The sequence below is a fragment of the Sphingomonas sp. AOB5 genome (assembly GCF_029433115.1).
Classification (GTDB): Bacteria; Pseudomonadota; Alphaproteobacteria; order Sphingomonadales; family Sphingomonadaceae; genus Sphingomonas.
Window position 1 is genome coordinate 1 of record NZ_JARNTV010000005.1, and the last position, 14,480, is coordinate 14,480.

At 65.4% G+C, this 14,480-nt stretch carries 16 protein-coding genes, 1 tRNA gene and 1 pseudogene; 5 read left to right on the top strand and 13 right to left on the bottom strand.

Features of this window, described 5'->3' with window-relative positions:
• The 5 genes and pseudogenes from P1X14_RS03475 to P1X14_RS03495 all read right to left on the bottom strand — a co-directional run.
• Positions 1–766, bottom strand: a pseudogene (locus tag P1X14_RS03475) (chain-length determining protein); the annotation flags it as partial.
• A 4-nt stretch (positions 767–770) separates the two neighbouring features.
• Positions 771–1,418 (bottom strand): XrtA/PEP-CTERM system exopolysaccharide export protein, encoded by a 648-nt coding sequence (locus P1X14_RS03480; RefSeq protein WP_277313925.1) that lies wholly within the window; start codon positions 1,416–1,418, stop codon positions 771–773.
• A 203-nt stretch (positions 1,419–1,621) separates the two neighbouring features.
• Positions 1,622–2,662, bottom strand: coding sequence for a spore coat protein U domain-containing protein (locus P1X14_RS03485; protein ID WP_277313926.1), 1,041 nt, complete (start codon positions 2,660–2,662; stop codon positions 1,622–1,624).
• An 87-nt stretch (positions 2,663–2,749) separates the two neighbouring features.
• Positions 2,750–3,964, bottom strand: a complete 1,215-nt coding sequence (locus P1X14_RS03490; protein WP_277313927.1) for a pyridoxal-dependent decarboxylase, exosortase A system-associated — start codon at positions 3,962–3,964, stop codon at positions 2,750–2,752.
• Positions 3,961–5,463 (bottom strand): acyl-CoA ligase (AMP-forming), exosortase A system-associated, encoded by a 1,503-nt coding sequence (locus P1X14_RS03495; protein WP_277313928.1) that lies wholly within the window; start codon positions 5,461–5,463, stop codon positions 3,961–3,963. The genes P1X14_RS03490 and P1X14_RS03495 overlap by 4 nt, the downstream gene beginning before the upstream one ends.
• 72 nt (positions 5,464–5,535) lie before the next feature.
• On the opposite strand from P1X14_RS03495, the gene P1X14_RS03500 reads away from it, so the two are divergent.
• From P1X14_RS03500 to P1X14_RS03510, 3 genes are read left to right on the top strand one after another with little or no spacing between them, the layout of a single operon-like run.
• Positions 5,536–5,808: an acyl carrier protein gene (locus P1X14_RS03500; protein WP_277313929.1), complete on the top strand. Its 273-nt coding sequence runs from the start codon at positions 5,536–5,538 to the stop codon at positions 5,806–5,808.
• Complete coding sequence (locus P1X14_RS03505) at positions 5,805–6,524, top strand: hypothetical protein (RefSeq protein ID WP_277313930.1); 720 nt, start codon at positions 5,805–5,807, stop codon at positions 6,522–6,524. The genes P1X14_RS03500 and P1X14_RS03505 overlap by 4 nt, the downstream gene beginning before the upstream one ends.
• Entirely contained in the window at positions 6,512–7,309 is a 798-nt protein-coding gene (locus P1X14_RS03510) for a hydrolase 1, exosortase A system-associated (protein WP_277313931.1), read from the top strand. Before P1X14_RS03505 ends, P1X14_RS03510 begins: the two co-directional genes overlap by 13 nt.
• A gap of 28 nt (positions 7,310–7,337) precedes the next feature.
• Here P1X14_RS03510 and trxB read toward each other — a convergent pair whose 3' ends face one another.
• From trxB to P1X14_RS03525, 3 genes are all read right to left on the bottom strand, one after another.
• Complete coding sequence (trxB, locus tag P1X14_RS03515) at positions 7,338–8,309, bottom strand: thioredoxin-disulfide reductase (protein ID WP_277313932.1); 972 nt, start codon at positions 8,307–8,309, stop codon at positions 7,338–7,340.
• Between the two features lie 114 nt (positions 8,310–8,423).
• Positions 8,424–8,567, bottom strand: a complete 144-nt coding sequence (locus tag P1X14_RS03520) for a hypothetical protein (protein ID WP_277313933.1) — start codon at positions 8,565–8,567, stop codon at positions 8,424–8,426.
• 105 nt (positions 8,568–8,672) lie between these two features.
• Positions 8,673–8,810, bottom strand: coding sequence for a hypothetical protein (locus P1X14_RS03525; RefSeq protein ID WP_277313934.1), 138 nt, complete (start codon positions 8,808–8,810; stop codon positions 8,673–8,675).
• 165 nt (positions 8,811–8,975) lie between these two features.
• On the opposite strand from P1X14_RS03525, the gene P1X14_RS03530 reads away from it, so the two are divergent.
• Positions 8,976–9,581 (top strand): peptidylprolyl isomerase, encoded by a 606-nt coding sequence (locus tag P1X14_RS03530; RefSeq protein ID WP_277313935.1) that lies wholly within the window; start codon positions 8,976–8,978, stop codon positions 9,579–9,581.
• 31 nt (positions 9,582–9,612) lie between these two features.
• Here P1X14_RS03530 and P1X14_RS03535 read toward each other — a convergent pair whose 3' ends face one another.
• The 5 genes from P1X14_RS03535 to P1X14_RS03555 all read right to left on the bottom strand — a co-directional run bounded on the left by P1X14_RS03535 (position 9,613) and on the right by P1X14_RS03555 (position 13,173).
• On the bottom strand, positions 9,613–9,906 hold the full coding sequence (locus P1X14_RS03535; protein WP_277313936.1) for a hypothetical protein: 294 nt from the start codon (positions 9,904–9,906) through the stop codon (positions 9,613–9,615).
• Between the two features lie 93 nt (positions 9,907–9,999).
• Positions 10,000–10,076, bottom strand: a tRNA-Met gene (locus P1X14_RS03540).
• 53 nt (positions 10,077–10,129) lie between these two features.
• On the bottom strand, positions 10,130–10,639 hold the full coding sequence (locus P1X14_RS03545; RefSeq protein ID WP_277313937.1) for a 2'-5' RNA ligase family protein: 510 nt from the start codon (positions 10,637–10,639) through the stop codon (positions 10,130–10,132).
• Positions 10,636–12,570, bottom strand: a complete 1,935-nt coding sequence (locus P1X14_RS03550) for a potassium transporter Kup (protein WP_277313938.1) — start codon at positions 12,568–12,570, stop codon at positions 10,636–10,638. Before P1X14_RS03550 ends, P1X14_RS03545 begins: the two co-directional genes overlap by 4 nt.
• A gap of 135 nt (positions 12,571–12,705) precedes the next feature.
• Complete coding sequence (locus P1X14_RS03555; RefSeq protein WP_277313939.1) at positions 12,706–13,173, bottom strand: Lrp/AsnC family transcriptional regulator; 468 nt, start codon at positions 13,171–13,173, stop codon at positions 12,706–12,708.
• 136 nt (positions 13,174–13,309) lie between these two features.
• On the opposite strand from P1X14_RS03555, the gene ald reads away from it, so the two are divergent.
• Positions 13,310–14,416 carry an alanine dehydrogenase gene (gene ald / locus P1X14_RS03560; RefSeq protein WP_277313940.1) on the top strand — a complete coding sequence of 369 codons (1,107 nt, stop codon included), beginning with the start codon at positions 13,310–13,312 and terminating at the stop codon, positions 14,414–14,416.
• The last annotated feature ends 64 nt before the right edge of the window (positions 14,417–14,480 follow it).

Below are 14,480 nucleotides of genomic sequence, written 5' to 3' on the forward strand. Positions count from 1 at the left end.
CGCGGGCCGGGCCCGCGGTCGCGCCGCCGCCGGCACCGGGCACATTGGCCGCGGTGCCCGACATCTGGGCGTTGATCGTGTTGAGCGCGCTCTGTGCCGCCGCCAGATCCGAATCGACCTGCGCAAGCTGCTGACGTGCCTGGCTCATCCGCTCGCTGAGCGAACCGGTGCCCGGCAGGGAACCGAGATAGCGGGCCTGGAAGTCTGCGCGTTTGGCATCGGCGTCCTGCAGCGCCTTCTGGCGCGAAGCGATCTGCTCGTCGAGGAAGCGCAGCGACGCGCTGGTCTCGTCGCGCGAGCCGGCCAGATTGTCCTCGATGAACAGGTCGATCAGCTTCTGCGCGATCTGCTTGGCCAGACGGCCATTGCCCGCGGTGACGGTGATCTCGAACAGATTGTCCTGCTGGGCGGTGATCTTGATCATACCCTGCAGCGCCAGGATGCGATCCGCGACATCGCGATCGTTGGCGACCGTCTTGGCCAGATCGGTGCCGCGCACGACTTTCTCGAGGTTCATCGCCGAGGTGATCATCTGGCGGACCCGGTCGATATCGCGCTGCTGCGCCGCTTCAGTGATCGCATTGTCGGTCGGCAGGACCTGACGCAGCTGCACCAGGACGCGCGCGTGGCTCTCATATTTGTTGGGCATCTGCGACACGACCAGCCAGCCCGCGAGGCACAGCCCCCAGGCGACCGCCAGTGCGATCCACCGGCGCATCCAGACCGCGTGGATCGCGGCGCGAATCTCGTCGAAGATGCTGCCCATCAGCTCAGAACATGCTTTCCGGGATGATGATGACGTCACCCGGCTCGAGCTTCACATTCGCCGAGACGTCGCCATTCTTCAGCAGATCGCCCAGACGCAGACGGTATTCCACCTGACGGCCGGTGCGCTTGTCGTTGCGGATCAGCCGCGCGCGGTTGCCCGACGCGAACTCGGACAGGCCGCCGACCGAGATCATCGCGTCGAGCAAGGTCATGCTGGCGCGATACGGCACCAGCGCCGGCTTTTCGGCCGCACCGACGATGCGGATCTGCTGGCTCGGGACGCCGGCCGCATTCTCGATGATCACCGAGACGATCGGGTCCTTGATATATTCGCTGAGCGCATAGCGCAGGTCGTCGGCCAGCATCGCAGGCGTCTTGCCCACGGCCGGCATGTCGTTGATCAGCGGCGTGGTGATACGGCCATCGGGGCGCACGGTGACCTTCGCCGAGAGATCAGGATTGCGCCACACGAAGATGTTGAGCTGGTCCGACGGGCCGATGACATATTCCTCGCTCGGCGCCTCGCGGCTGCCGACGAGCGTCGCGGAGGGAAGCTCGGGGCGTCCGCCCCCGCCTCCGACACAGCCCGAAAGGGCCAGCGCAGCCATCAGCGGCGCCGCGACAATCTTGCTCTTACCGAAGAAACGCATGCTCGAGCTCCCTTCCGAGCGCAGGCATTCGCAACCGACGTCTCGGCCGCACCCGTGCTGGATCGGGGAAAGCTATGGAGCGGTAGAGGTAAACATACCGTTAGGGGTTGGCCGGAATTGCGAGGAAATGCGGCCTTGGCCGACCGGCGCCTTCTCACAACCTCCCGGGCCTGTCCCGCGGCGGGAACATGGCTCGATTCGGGCTATTTGAGCGAATAGGGCAAGGATATCGTCAACGAGGATTGCGGCGCCATGTTTCCAGCCGGACGGAACCGGACATGCGTCACCGCCCCCTGCGAAGCGCTGTCTCCGGCGACCGGCAGATGGCCCCAGGTCGCGCCGCCATCGGAGGAGAAATCGACATCGTCGGTGGTGCTGCCGGGCGCAGCATAGCTCAACGTCAGGCCCGAGGCGGGATTGCCCTGGCGCGTCTGGATCACCGGGCCTAGACCCGTGCCGTCGCCATCCAGCACAATCGCCAGCCGGTTCGGCGTCGGGAGCTGGACCTTCAGCACCCCCGGTTCCAGCGGCACGATATCGGTATTGGTGATCGTCACGCTGATCCGTCGCTTGCTGCGCGGAATCGCCTTCGGATTGAGGATGCCTTCGATCGGGTTCCACAATGTCACGCCGGTCTCGACCATGACCGTTGGCGGCTTGTGCGCCACGGTCAGCGTGACATTGACGGTGGCTGACTTACCCCCACTGTCGGGCGCGCCGATGCACAGGCCGAGAAGGCCGATGCCCGAGCAGAAATACCAGTCCCACCGGATCGAAAAGCTGCCGGTATAGGTACCCGGCGCGACATAGCCCTCGGTTGCCAGCTTGAAATGGACCGGAACATCGATCGCGCCGTTGCCGAAAAGGTTCAGCAGATTGAGCAGCGTGCCGTTGATGTAATAGGCCTCGGTACCCGGCTTCAACTCGTTGGTGCCGGCGGCATCGGCATAGAGCTTGAACGGCACGGTATCCGCGGTCGTCGCTGAACTAAGCTTCAGCACCGTATCGGCGGGCACAGTTGCCTTGAGGAAATTGCCGCTGAGCAGGGTCAGGATGTTGGCGCTGCTGCAGCTGAACCCGCCCAGGGTCGGCGTCAGGGGCACTGCCGCCGCCTTGAGCGCGGCAGGGGAATGGCTGCCTACCGAGACGTTGGTGGGCGTCGTGACGTCGCAGGCAAGCGCATTGGCCGGCGCGAGTCCGAGGACCCATGCCGCCAGCATGATCGGGTAGGTCCTGAAACGCATCACGGCGCAGATAGGAGCTACTGCTTGCGCAAATCCCACCGGCGCAACCGGTATTGCTACCTAAGCCGGGGCCGAAACGAAATCGGCTCAGGCGCCGACCAGCAGTTCCCTTGCCGCCGGATGGCCGAGGAATGCCGATGGGCTGGCGGTGGGGCCATAGGCACCCGAGGCGAAGATCGCGATGATATTGCCGACTTCGGCTTTCGGCAGTGCGACGCGGTCGCCCAGCCGGTCGAGCGGGGTGCACAAGGGACCGACGACCGAGGCGACCTCTTCGGGCGCAGCGCCGATCTTGCCCGCCACCGCGACCGGATAATTGCGCTTCACCACCGTGCCGAAATTGCCCGAGGCGGCGAGATGGTGGTTCAGGCCGCCATCTATGACGAGAAAGGTCTCGCCGCCGCTTTCCTTGCGATCGATCACGCGGGCAAGATAGACCCCGGCCTCACCGACCAGCCAGCGGCCCAGTTCGATGGCAAAGCGGCTGTTCGCCAGCATCGGCGAACGGCGCTCCAGCTGGAAGCCGAGCGCGCGGCCGATGGCCTCGACATCGACCGGCGTATCGCCCGAGAAATAGGGGATACCGAAGCCGCCGCCGAGATTGACCAAAGGCGGACCGGCGTCGATTTCCGCCGCGAGCCGCCCGGCCAGCGCCAGCGTCAGCGCCTGACTCTCGCTGATCGCCGCCGAATCGAGCGATTGCGAGCCGGAAAAGATGTGGAAGCCCTGCCAGTCGGCACCTGCCGCGATCAGCTGCTTCACCAGTGCGGGCACGCGTTCGGCATCGACGCCGAAGGGCGAGGCACGGCCGCCCATGCGCATGCCCGATCCACGCAGCTCGAAATCGGGGTTCACCCGCACCGCCAGGCGAGGCCGGACGCCCAGTCGATCGGCAATGGCAAGCGCGCGTACCGCTTCGCCTTCGGATTCGAGGTTGATCGTCACGCCCGCGCGAATCGCGGCCTCCAGTTCGGCATCGCGCTTGCCCGGGCCGGCAAAGCTGATCGCTTGCGCCGCCATGACGCCAAGCGCCTTGTCCAACTCGCCCGCCGAGGCGACGTCCATGCCGTCGACCAGCGGCGCGATCGCGGCCAGCAATTCGGGCATCGGATTGGCCTTGATCGCGAAATGCACGTCGACACCGGCCGGAAGCGCCGCACGCAGCCGCGCAACCCGCGCCGCGATCATCGTGAAGTCATAGACGAACAGCGGCGTGCCGCCGGCTTGCGCGATCCATTGCTCGGCGGGGAAGCCGTTCGCGAACTCGGCCGGGATCGGGCCGATGGCCTTGGCGCCGTTCATGCCAGTTCCCCCTTCAGTGCCGCGCGGTCGAGCTTGCCATTGGCGTTGCGCGGCATGGTTTCGCGCCAGTCGTAACGCATGGGCTGCATGAAGCTGGGCAGTTCGCGCCGCAAGCGCTCGCGCAGCGACGCCTCGGCAAGTGCCGGATCGCCCTTGGCGCGCGCGACCACCACGATGGCCTGCCCCAGCCGCTCGTCCTTCACCCCGAACGCCGCCGCCTCGGCCGCCTCGCCACCCGACAGCACGGCTTCCTCGACTTCGGTGGGACTGATGCGATTGCCCGCGGATTTGATCATCTCGTCGTCACGCCCCACGAAGCGCAGCAGCCCGTCCGTGCCCTCGCTCACCGTGTCGCCGGACCAGACTGCCATCCCGCCGCTCGCCGCGAAGTCCGGCGCGTCGCGGAAGCGCTGGGCGGTGCGTTCGGGATCCTGCCAGTAACCCTGCGCGACCAGCGGCCCGGCATGGACCAGCTCGCCCGGTTCGCCCGGCGCGGCGCGGCTGCCGTCGGGGCGGACGATCATGATCTCGGCAAAGGGAATCGCGCGGCCCATCGAATCGGGATTGGCGTCGACCAGATCGGGATCGAGATAGGTGGAGCGAAACGCCTCGGTCAGCCCGTACATCGGATAGAGCCGCGCGTTGGGGAAACGCTCGCGCAGCCCGCGGACCATCGGCGTCGTCAGCGCACCGCCCGAGTTGGTGAGGCGCCGCAGCTTCAGCGCAGTCTCGCCCCATTCGGCCTCAAGCACCTGCACCCAGAGCGGCGGGACGCCCGCCAGCGTCGTCGCATCGAACCGCTCGACCGCCTTCACCACATCGCGCGCGGTGAGGTAATCGAGCGGGATCACCCGGGCACCGCCATACCAGGTGGAAAGCAGCTGGTTCTGCCCATAATCGAAGCTGAGCGGCAGCACGCCGAGCACGCGATCTTCAGACTCGATCTTAAGATAGTGCGAGACGCTGACCGCACCGAGCCACAGATTCGCGTGGCTGAGCATCACCCCCTTGGGCCGTCCGGTCGAACCGGAGGTGTAGAGGATCGCGGCAAGCGCAGCAGGATCGGCGGACGAGGGCGGCAGCACGTCGTCGCTCGCCAGTTCCTCCTCGGTGACGATCCGGCAACCCTCTGGCACATCGCCCGGCTCCAGCGCAGCGATGCGGCCGGGCTGCGTCACCAGGATGCGCGCGCCGCTGTTGGCCAGGATATGGGCGACCTGATGGCGTTTCAGAACCGGGTTGACCGGCACATGCACCAGCCCCGCACGCGGCGCGGCAAGGGGCATCAGGCAGGCGGTGCGGGTCTTGGGCAGCCAGCTTGCCACGCGGTCGCCCGCCGACAGCCCCTGCCCGCTCAGCCAATGCGCCATACCGCCGACCGCGGCCTCAAGCCCCCCGAAATCGAGCGTTCCGGCCTTATCTTCCAGCGCCACGGCGTCGCTCGCGCCACGCAAGGTCAGCGTGTCGATCGGCCTCGGAATGGGGTCGAGCGGCGTCATGGAGCGACCATATACTTGGCAGCACCTTCGCCAACCCTTACGGGAGCGAAAATTTGTCGCAGGGGAAGTCCATTGCAGCCCGACGGCTATGTCGAAGTCGAGAATACCGTTCGCGGCGTGTTGCGCGACGTGCTGGGAATCAGCGCCGATCGCGCCGCCGCGTTCGATGAGACCACGCCGTTGTTCGGCGCCCTGCCCGAGCTGGATTCGCTCGCGGTGGCAGGCGTGCTGACCGAGCTTGAGGATCGCCTGGGCATCCTGATCGAAGACGACGAAGTCGATGGCGAGATGCTGGAGACGTTCGGCGCGCTCACCCGCTTCGCCGCGGACAAGGCCCTGACATGATCGATCATTACGACTGGGCGGGCGGCCGCGAAGCGATGCTGTGCTTCGGACCCGATACCGGCCCGGTCGTGGTGGCGGCGCTGCCGCTGTTCGAGGAAGCGAACCGCACGCGCGCGTTCGTGGTGACGATCCTGCGTGCCTTGGCGGAACGCGGGATTGCGAGCGCGCTGCCCGATCTGCCGGGAACGGGCGAGAGCCTGTTGCCCACCGAAGCGGCCACGATGCTGCGGCTACGCGAGGCATATCAGGCGGCGGCACAGCGTTTTGCGGATCGCGGCACCTATGCGGTGTCGTTGCGCAGCGGCACGCTGCTCGATGCCCTTGGTGACGTGCGCGGGCGCTGGCACCTGACGCCGCAGACCGGATCGGAGCTGCTGCGCGAACTGACCCGGATCAAGCAGGCCGAGGTCGGCGAGACGCCGAAGCTGCGCGGTTACTGGTATCTCGATTCGAGCCTGCCAGAAGAAAGCGCGGACCCGCCGGTGGCGATCGCCGGCAATCTGGTTTCGGCCGAGCTGCTGACCGATCTGGGCGCGGCGATCCCGTTCGACGGCGAACAGCTACGCACGGTGCGGCTGGAAACCGATCCGAAGCCCGCCGACCTCAAAGCTCCGGGTAGCCCGCTATGGCGCCGCGCCGAACCCGACAATGATCCAACACTGGCCGAACTTTTGGCCGTCGATATCGCGGCATGGGTGCGCACATGCGAAGGCTGATCGAATTTCCCTGCGCGGGCGAGAGCCTCGCCGCAACGCTCGACGAAGCAGCAGGCACCACCGGCCTGCTGATTGTTTCCGGCGGCAACGAGGTCCGCATGGGCGCGCATCGCGGCATGGCGCTGCTTGCGGCGCGCGTGGCGGGCGAGCTCGGCGCGCCGGTGTTCCGCTATGACCGGCGCGGGGTCGGGGATTCGACCGGCAGCAATGGCGGGTTCGAAAGCACCGCCGAAGACATTGCCGCGGCGGTCGCCGCCTTCCGCGCCGAAGCAACGGGGGTCACGCGCGTCGTCGCGTTCGGCAATTGCGATGCGGCCACCGCCTTGGCGATGTTCGGCCCCGCGTCCGGCGTAGACGCACTGCTGATCGCCAACCCCTGGGTGATCGAAGCGACCGACGATCTGCCCCCCGCCGCCGCGATCCGCGCCCGCTATGCCGAACGGTTACGCGATCCCAAGGAATGGCTGAGACTGATCCGTGGCGGCGTGAATATCGATAAGTTGTTCAAAGGCTTGCTGAAGGCAGCCAAGAAGCCGTCGCAACCGCCCGCCAGCCTGCCCGCACGCCTCGCCGCCGCCATGAAGGCCAGCAAGCTCCCCATAACGATCCTGATCGCGAGCGGCGACAACACCGCCATCGCCTTCATCGATGCGTGGAAGGGAGCGGCGTTCGACGCCGCGCGCGAGCGGACGACGGTGATCGAACTGACCAGCGACAGCCACAGCTTTGCGAGCGTGGCTGACAAGGCGTGGCTGTTCGAACGGGTGCGCGAGGCGTTGATCTGATTCCCTCTCCCTTTGGGAGAGGGCCTATTTACTCCGCCGCTTGGACCACCTGCTCGAAATCCGCTTCCGCCAGGAACCGCTCGGCATCCAGCGCGGCCATGCAGCCGGTGCCGGCCGCGGTCACCGCCTGGCGGTACACCTTGTCCATCACGTCGCCGCACGCGAACACGCCCGGCACGCTGGTGCGGGTGCTGCCGGTCTCGACCTTGATGTACGAATCCTCGTCCAGCTCGAGATGCCCGCGGAACAGCTCGGTCGCCGGATGATGGCCGATCGCGACGAAGCCGCCATCGACCTCGATCTGCGACAACTCGCCGGTCACCGTGTCCTTCAGTTCGATCGCGACCAACCCGTGCGGATCGCCACCGCCGATGAAGCGCGACACTTCCTTGTTCCACGACACCGTGATCTTCTCGTTCGCGAACAGGCGCTGCTGCAGGATCTTCTCGGCGCGGAAGCTGTCGCGGCGGTGGATCAGCGTGACGTCATGGCTATGGTTGGTGAGGTACAGAGCCTCCTCCACCGCAGTGTTGCCGCCACCGATCACCGCGACCTTCTTGCCGCGATAGAAGAAGCCGTCGCAGGTCGCGCAGGCGCTGACGCCCTTGCCCTTGAGCAGCTCTTCCGAGTCCATACCCAGCCATTTGGCCTGCGCGCCGGTTGCGATCACCAGCACGTCACCGACATAGACATTGCCGCCATCGCCGATCAGGCGGAATGGGCGCTGGGTCAGGTCGATATCGACGATGGTATCCCACATCATCTGCGCGCCGACATGCTCGGCCTGGGCCTGCATCTCCTCCATCAGCCACGGACCCTGGATCACGTCGCGGAAGCCGGGATAATTCTCGACATCGGTGGTGGTGGTCAGCTGGCCGCCGGGCTGGATGCCCTGCACGACGATCGGCGCGAGGCCGGCGCGCGCGCCATAGATGGCGGCGGAAAGGCCCGCCGGGCCCGAGCCGAGAATGAGCATGCGCGTGGAATGGGTAGCGGTCATCGAATCCGTCCGAAATTCATGTGGCCCGCATCTAGGAGGTGCGGGCGTCACGACGCAACATGGGGTTGCGCGGAAGGTTCGGCAAAGGCGGGAAAAGCTGTCGGGCGGCGAAGCTCAGCTTAGCGCGAACCAGGCGACCCAGCTCCAGAACACCGCCGATATCAGGATCGCGAGCAGCAATGCGGCTCCCGGCGGCAGGCTGCGGTCGCTATCGGACTCGAGCCACGACTCCGGAATCTCCGGCACATGTTTCGGCATTTCCCCTCCCGTTTTCAGGAGGATGCGCGGCGATGACACCGGCGGACAAGGGGCATGTTACCCGTTTCGGGCATTCGCCTCGGAAAAATCAGGCTTCCGCGTCGCTTAGAAGACGAACCAGGCCAGGGTGCCCCAGAAGCCCATCGAGATGGCGATCGCGATCAGCAGGCCACCGCCGGGCGGCAATGCGCGCTCGACATCCGAACCGGCAAATGCCTCGGCATTTTCGTGAAGCGACCTCATGACTGACCTCTCCTTACGCGAGCTTGTTACCCTCCATTTGGGGTATAGATGCGCGAGGCGAACATTTCGTTCCCGGAAAACTCCTTATGGTAGCGTTACGAAGTCCCGCCATGACAGCATCCGCCGCCGCGGTTAGCCTGCCCTCAGCATAGTGCGGAGGATGGAATGATTCGGCGTTTGCTTGCCCTGTTGGCCCTCACCCTGATCGCGGTTCCTGCCGCTGCACAGACCCCGGCCACGCCCCCCACCCCGCCGGCGCCGGTGCGCGTCGCGCTGGAAACCAGCGCGGGCCGGATCGTGATCGAGGTGGACCGCGCCAAGGCACCGGTCACCGCCGCCAATTTCCTGCGCTATGTCGATCAGAAGCGGCTGGACGGCACGGTCTTCTATCGCGCCGTTCGCGTCGCGCCGCATTTCGGTTTCGTCCAGTTCGGCGTCCAGAACGCCGCCAAACGCGTGCTGCCGCCGATCCGTCACGAGCCGACCACCCAGACGGGACTGAAGCATCTCGACGGCAGCATCTCGATCGCGCGAACGACCCCGGGCACCGCACGCGGCGACTTCACGATCATGGTGGGCGACCAGCCCTCGTTCGACGCCGACCCGACCAAGCCGGGCGACAATCTGGGCTACGCCACCTTCGGCCGCGTGGTGGAGGGGCTCGACGTGGTGGTGAAGATCCAGGAATCGCCGGTTGCCGAGGGCGGCCACTTCAAGGGCGAAATGCTGGCCCCGCCGGTCCGGATAATCACTGCACGGCGTGTGCCGTGAGACCGACGGCGGCACTTCGCTCAGTCGAGCCTTAGCCCCGACCTTCTTTCCGCTTTTGCGTCTGCTCCTCATTCCGGGAGTTGCGGCCATATCCCCGAAACCAGCGATAGTTCGATATGGAGAACGGGATCAGGCACAGGCCAAGGCCGATGAGCAGGCCCTTGTCATACAGGAAGTCGCCGGGCTTCACCCCGGCTATTATACCGATGATCCCAATCAGCAGCAGCGGCGAGAACCAGAAGAGCTTCTGACCCACGGCGAAGATGGGATTGTATCCGCGATGCTCCCAGTCGCGATCCAGCCAGGCGATGATGGATTTGAACATTCGCATCGGCCGCAGGCTTAGCACATGCCTGTCCAAACGCGGAACGCCTGCTCGAAACAACGCTTGCTGATGCCCCTGCCTATTGGGGGAAGGTGGTAGCGGAGGAGGGACTTGAACCCCCGACCCCAGGATTATGATTCCCGTGCTCTAACCAACTGAGCTACTCCGCCGTACCGGGCGTCGCCGAAGCGAGGGGGCCACATAGGCAGGGTCCGCGAGCCGGTCAAGCGAACATGTGACGCGACAGCGGCTCCCATGGTCCACCGCGATAATACCAGCTCGCCAGACCTGCGATCTCGACCTCGCGCGCCACGAAATCGCGCGACAATGTCTTCAGCAGCGCCGAGGCGAGCGAGGGGGTCACCTTGTTCTGGATCGTCACGTGCGGGCGCCAGCGGCCAGCGTCCTGCGGCGTGAGCAGGCCGGCGAACGCTTCGACCAGCCCTTCGCGAATCGCGGTCAGTTCCGGTGCCTCGATGCGGTAAGCCACGCCGCGGCCCAGCGTCATCAGACCGGTCACCCGGCTGCGCGGGGCACGGATGCCGCGGGTTTCCTGCGTCAGCCGGTGCTTCAGTTCCTCCGCGGCCGAGGGCGGCAGATGGTGGAACAGGGTGAGGTGCGCATCGAGCTGGTTACGCTCGGGTGGAAAATGCTCGCGGCGCAGGCTGTCGAACCATGCCTGATCCTGCCGCCCGAACAGCGCCGTCACTATGATCGGCGCGAGCGCGCTCAAATCTCGACCTGGCTCCCCAGCTCGACCACGCGGTTGGTCGGCAGGCGGAAGAATTCCATCGCGCTTTCGGCGTTGCGCAGCATCCAGGCGAACAGCTTCTCGCGCCAGATCATCATGCCCGGCTTGGATGAGGGCAGCAGCGTCTGGCGGGCCAAGAAGAAGCTGGTGTCCATCATCTTGAACTCGGACCCGCAATTGCTGACCATCTTGAGCGCGGCGGGCACATCGGCCTCCTGCATGAAGCCGTATTTCAGCACCATGCGGTGGAAGCCCTTGCCCAGATCCTCGAGATAGATGCGGTTCTCGTCGGCGACGAATGGGGAATCGGTGATCTTGACGGTCAACAGCACCACCCGCTCGTGCAGCACCTTGTTGTGCTTCAGATTGTGGAGCAGCGCGTGCGGCACGCCGTCGGGAGTCGAGGTCATGAACACGGCCGTGCCCTGAACCCGGCTGGCCGAATTGGCGGCGCTTTCGATGAAGATCTTGATCGGCATCGCACTCTCGCGCAGCCGCTCGATCATCAGCTTGCGGCCCTTGGCCCAGGTGGTGAGCAGGGTGAAGATGATCAGGCCGATCAGCAGCGGGAACCAGCCGCCGTCGGGCACCTTGGTGAGGTTCGCGGCGAAATAGGCCAGATCGACGGCAAAGAAGAGCGCCAGCAGCGGCACCGCATAACGCTTCTTCCAGCCCCACAGGGTGAACAGCACGACAGCGAGCAGGCAGTTATCGATGAACATCGCGCCGGTGACCGCGATGCCATAGGCCGCGGTGAGGTTCGACGAGGTCTTGAAGCTGAGCACCAGCAGGATGACCATCACCATCAGCGCCCAGTTGACGAGCGGGATGTAGATCTGGCCGGCGGTCGACGCGCTGGTGTGCTGAATGCGCAGGCGCGGGATGAAGCCCAGCTGGATCGCTTGCTGCGTCACCGAGAAGGCACCCGAGATCACCGCCTGTGACGCGATGATCGCCGCCAGCGTGGCAAGGCCGACCAGCGGCAGCTGAAGCGCCTGCGGAGCGAGATTGTAGAAGGGGCTGTTGATCGCTCCGGCATCGCGCATCAGCAGCGCGCCCTGCCCCATATAGTTGCACATCAGCGCCGGCAGCACGAACCACAGCCACGAAACGCGGATCGGCTTGCGCCCGAAATGGCCCATATCGGCGTACAGCGCCTCCGCGCCCGTCACCGCGAGCACGACCGAGCCGAGCGCCAGGAACGCCTTGAACGGATCGTCCATGAAGAACTGGACAGCGTGCCACGGATTGAGCGCCCAGAGGATCTCGGGCGTCTGGATGAAGCTGAGCGTCCCCAGCGTCGCGATCGCCAGGAAATAGAGCAGCATGATTGGACCGAAGAACGCGCCCACCCGCGCCGTACCGGTACTCTGGATCGAAAAGAGCAGCACCATGATCGCCACCGCGATCGGCACGATCAGCCCGCCGAACCCGGGCGCGGCGATGGCCAGACCCTCGACTGCCGACAGCACCGAAACCGCCGGGGTGATCATCGAATCGCCATAGAACAGCGCCGTCGCGAACACGCCGAGCAGAACGATGCCTGCCGTCCATTTCTTCTGCCCGCTCTTCGAATTGATCAGCGCGAGCAGCGCCAGCGAACCGCCCTCGCCCTTGTTGTCGGCGCGCATGATGATCGTGACGTACTTCAGCGACACCACCGCCATCATCGACCAGAACATCAGGCTGATCACGCCCATGATGTGCAGTTCGTCGAGCGCCAGCGGGTGATGCCCCGCAAAGGTTTCGCGGAAGGCGTAGAGCGGGCTGGTGCCGATATCGCCGAAGACGATGCCGATCGCACCGATGGCGAGCTTCAGCAGTCCGTCCTGCGAGTGATCGTGCCCGGGCACAGGGGTCTGTGCGGGATCGGTTGCAGCGCTGTCGGGGGTGCTCACGGGCGGAACTGACATGCCGGTGAGAGGGGAACGGACGTGGTCATGCGACCCGGTTTCTCGCCTTCAAATGGTGGCGCGCGTTAGCATGTGCAGCATGGGCTAGCAACGCGTTTCGGAAGCGCAACTGCCGCGGGGCCAATCGGGTTCCGGTCATCGCGCGGCAAACAGCGCGTCGGCCTCGCTGCGGGTCGGCACCGCGCGCAGGACGAAGCTGGAATTGATGGTCACCACCCCGGGCAAGCGGCCGAGATGTTCGCGGTGGAGTCGCTCATAATCGTCGAGATCGCGGGCGAGGATCTTCAGCCGGTAATCCTGACCGCCCGAGACTAGTGCGCATTCTACCACGCCCTCGATCGCCGAGACCGCACGTTCGAACTGGGCGAGGTCCTCCTCCTTCTGGGTACCGAGCGTGATGTCGACCAAAGCCGTCACCTTGAACCCCAGCTCGCGATGGCCGAGCCGCGCGCCATAGCCCTGGATATGGCCCGAGGATTCGAGCGCCTGGATGCGCCGCGTACAGGCCGATTGCGACAGCCCGACATCGGCCGCGATTCCGCTGACCGGCGCACGCGCATCGGCTGCGAGCAATTTCAGGATCGAAGTGAAGATCCGGTCCATTCGGCAAATATCCCCGTTCGAAGCACCACATATAGTAATTTCATGCATCGAGGCCAAGTTTGACGCGGAACTTTGCAGGGATTCGCGCAGGCCATTCGCGATAGGCTACACCATCAAAATCCCAAGGAGAGTTGCCATGCGCATCGGTGTTCCCAAGGAAATCAAGAATCACGAATATCGCGTCGGCCTGACCCCCGCTTCGGTCGCCGAACTGATCCATGCCGGCCATGAAGTGCTGGTCGAGACCAAGGCAGGCATGGGCATCGATTTCGATGACGCCGCCTATACCAAGGTCGGTGCTAAGATCGCCCCGGACGCCGCCGCGGTGTTCGCCGGCAGCGATATGATCGTGAAGGTCAAGGAGCCGCAGCCGGGCGAGATCGCGATGCTCGAGGCGCGCCACACGCTGTTCACCTATCTCCACCTCGCCGCCGACAAGCCGCAGGCCGAGGGCCTGATGAAGTCGGGCGCGACCTGCATCGCCTATGAGACGGTTACGTCCAACTCGGGCGCGCTGCCGCTGCTCAAGCCGATGAGCGAAGTTGCGGGCCGCATGTCGATCCAGGTGGCCTCGCACTATCTGGAAAAGGAACAGGGCGGCCGTGGCGAACTGCTCGGCGGCGTTCCCGGCGTGGCGCCGTGCAAGGTCGCGATCCTGGGCGGCGGCGTTTCGGGCATCAACGCGGCGCAGATGGCGGTCGGCCAGCGCGCCGACGTGACCATCTACGACATCAACAATGAGCGTCTGGCCGAGCTGGACATGCATTTCGGCAGCCAGATCAAGACCGCCTACGCCTCAAAGGCCGCGATCGCCGAAGCGGTCGCCCGCTCGCAGGTCGTGATCGGCGCGGTGCTGGTGCCGGGTGCCGCAGCGCCCAAGCTGGTCACCAAGGACATGTTGAAGACGATGATGCGCGGATCGGTGCTGGTCGACATCGCGATCGATCAGGGCGGCTGCTTCGAGACCAGCCATGCCACCACGCATGACGATCCGGTCTACGAAATCGATGGCGTGATCCATTACTGCGTGGCGAACATGCCGGGCGCGGTTGCCCGCACGTCTGCGTTTGCGCTGAACAACGCCACCCTGCCCTTCGTGCTGCGCCTCGCCAATCTGGGCGCCGAGGCGGCGATGAAGGCCGACAAGCACCTCGCCAACGGCCTGAACGTCTACAAGGGCAAGATCGCGTTCAAGGCAGTCGCCGACGATCTGGACCTGCCGTACGAGGCTTGGGCGGGCTGAGCTTAAATCCCTCTCCCCTTGGGAGAGGGAAGGAGCCGACGAAGTCGGCGGAAGGGTGAGGGTG

What these genes read in the sequence shown, in the direction of transcription:
- P1X14_RS03480 (WP_277313925.1), bottom strand. Translation starts at nt 1,418, where the DNA reads ATGCGTTTCTTCGGTAAGAGCAAGATTGTCGCGGCGCCGCTGATGGCT.
- P1X14_RS03485 (WP_277313926.1), bottom strand. Translation starts at nt 2,662, where the DNA reads ATGCGTTTCAGGACCTACCCGATCATGCTGGCGGCATGGGTCCTCGGA.
- P1X14_RS03490 (WP_277313927.1), bottom strand. Translation starts at nt 3,964, where the DNA reads ATGAACGGCGCCAAGGCCATCGGCCCGATCCCGGCCGAGTTCGCGAAC.
- P1X14_RS03495 (WP_277313928.1), bottom strand. Translation starts at nt 5,463, where the DNA reads ATGACGCCGCTCGACCCCATTCCGAGGCCGATCGACACGCTGACCTTG.
- P1X14_RS03505 (WP_277313930.1), top strand. Translation starts at nt 5,805, where the DNA reads ATGATCGATCATTACGACTGGGCGGGCGGCCGCGAAGCGATGCTGTGC.
- P1X14_RS03510 (WP_277313931.1), top strand. Translation starts at nt 6,512, where the DNA reads ATGCGAAGGCTGATCGAATTTCCCTGCGCGGGCGAGAGCCTCGCCGCA.
- trxB (WP_277313932.1), bottom strand. Translation starts at nt 8,309, where the DNA reads ATGACCGCTACCCATTCCACGCGCATGCTCATTCTCGGCTCGGGCCCG.
- P1X14_RS03520 (WP_277313933.1), bottom strand. Translation starts at nt 8,567, where the DNA reads ATGCCGAAACATGTGCCGGAGATTCCGGAGTCGTGGCTCGAGTCCGAT.
- P1X14_RS03525 (WP_277313934.1), bottom strand. Translation starts at nt 8,810, where the DNA reads ATGAGGTCGCTTCACGAAAATGCCGAGGCATTTGCCGGTTCGGATGTC.
- P1X14_RS03530 (WP_277313935.1), top strand. Translation starts at nt 8,976, where the DNA reads ATGATTCGGCGTTTGCTTGCCCTGTTGGCCCTCACCCTGATCGCGGTT.
- P1X14_RS03535 (WP_277313936.1), bottom strand. Translation starts at nt 9,906, where the DNA reads ATGTTCAAATCCATCATCGCCTGGCTGGATCGCGACTGGGAGCATCGC.
- P1X14_RS03550 (WP_277313938.1), bottom strand. Translation starts at nt 12,570, where the DNA reads ATGTCAGTTCCGCCCGTGAGCACCCCCGACAGCGCTGCAACCGATCCC.
- P1X14_RS03555 (WP_277313939.1), bottom strand. Translation starts at nt 13,173, where the DNA reads ATGGACCGGATCTTCACTTCGATCCTGAAATTGCTCGCAGCCGATGCG.
- ald (WP_277313940.1), top strand. Translation starts at nt 13,310, where the DNA reads ATGCGCATCGGTGTTCCCAAGGAAATCAAGAATCACGAATATCGCGTC.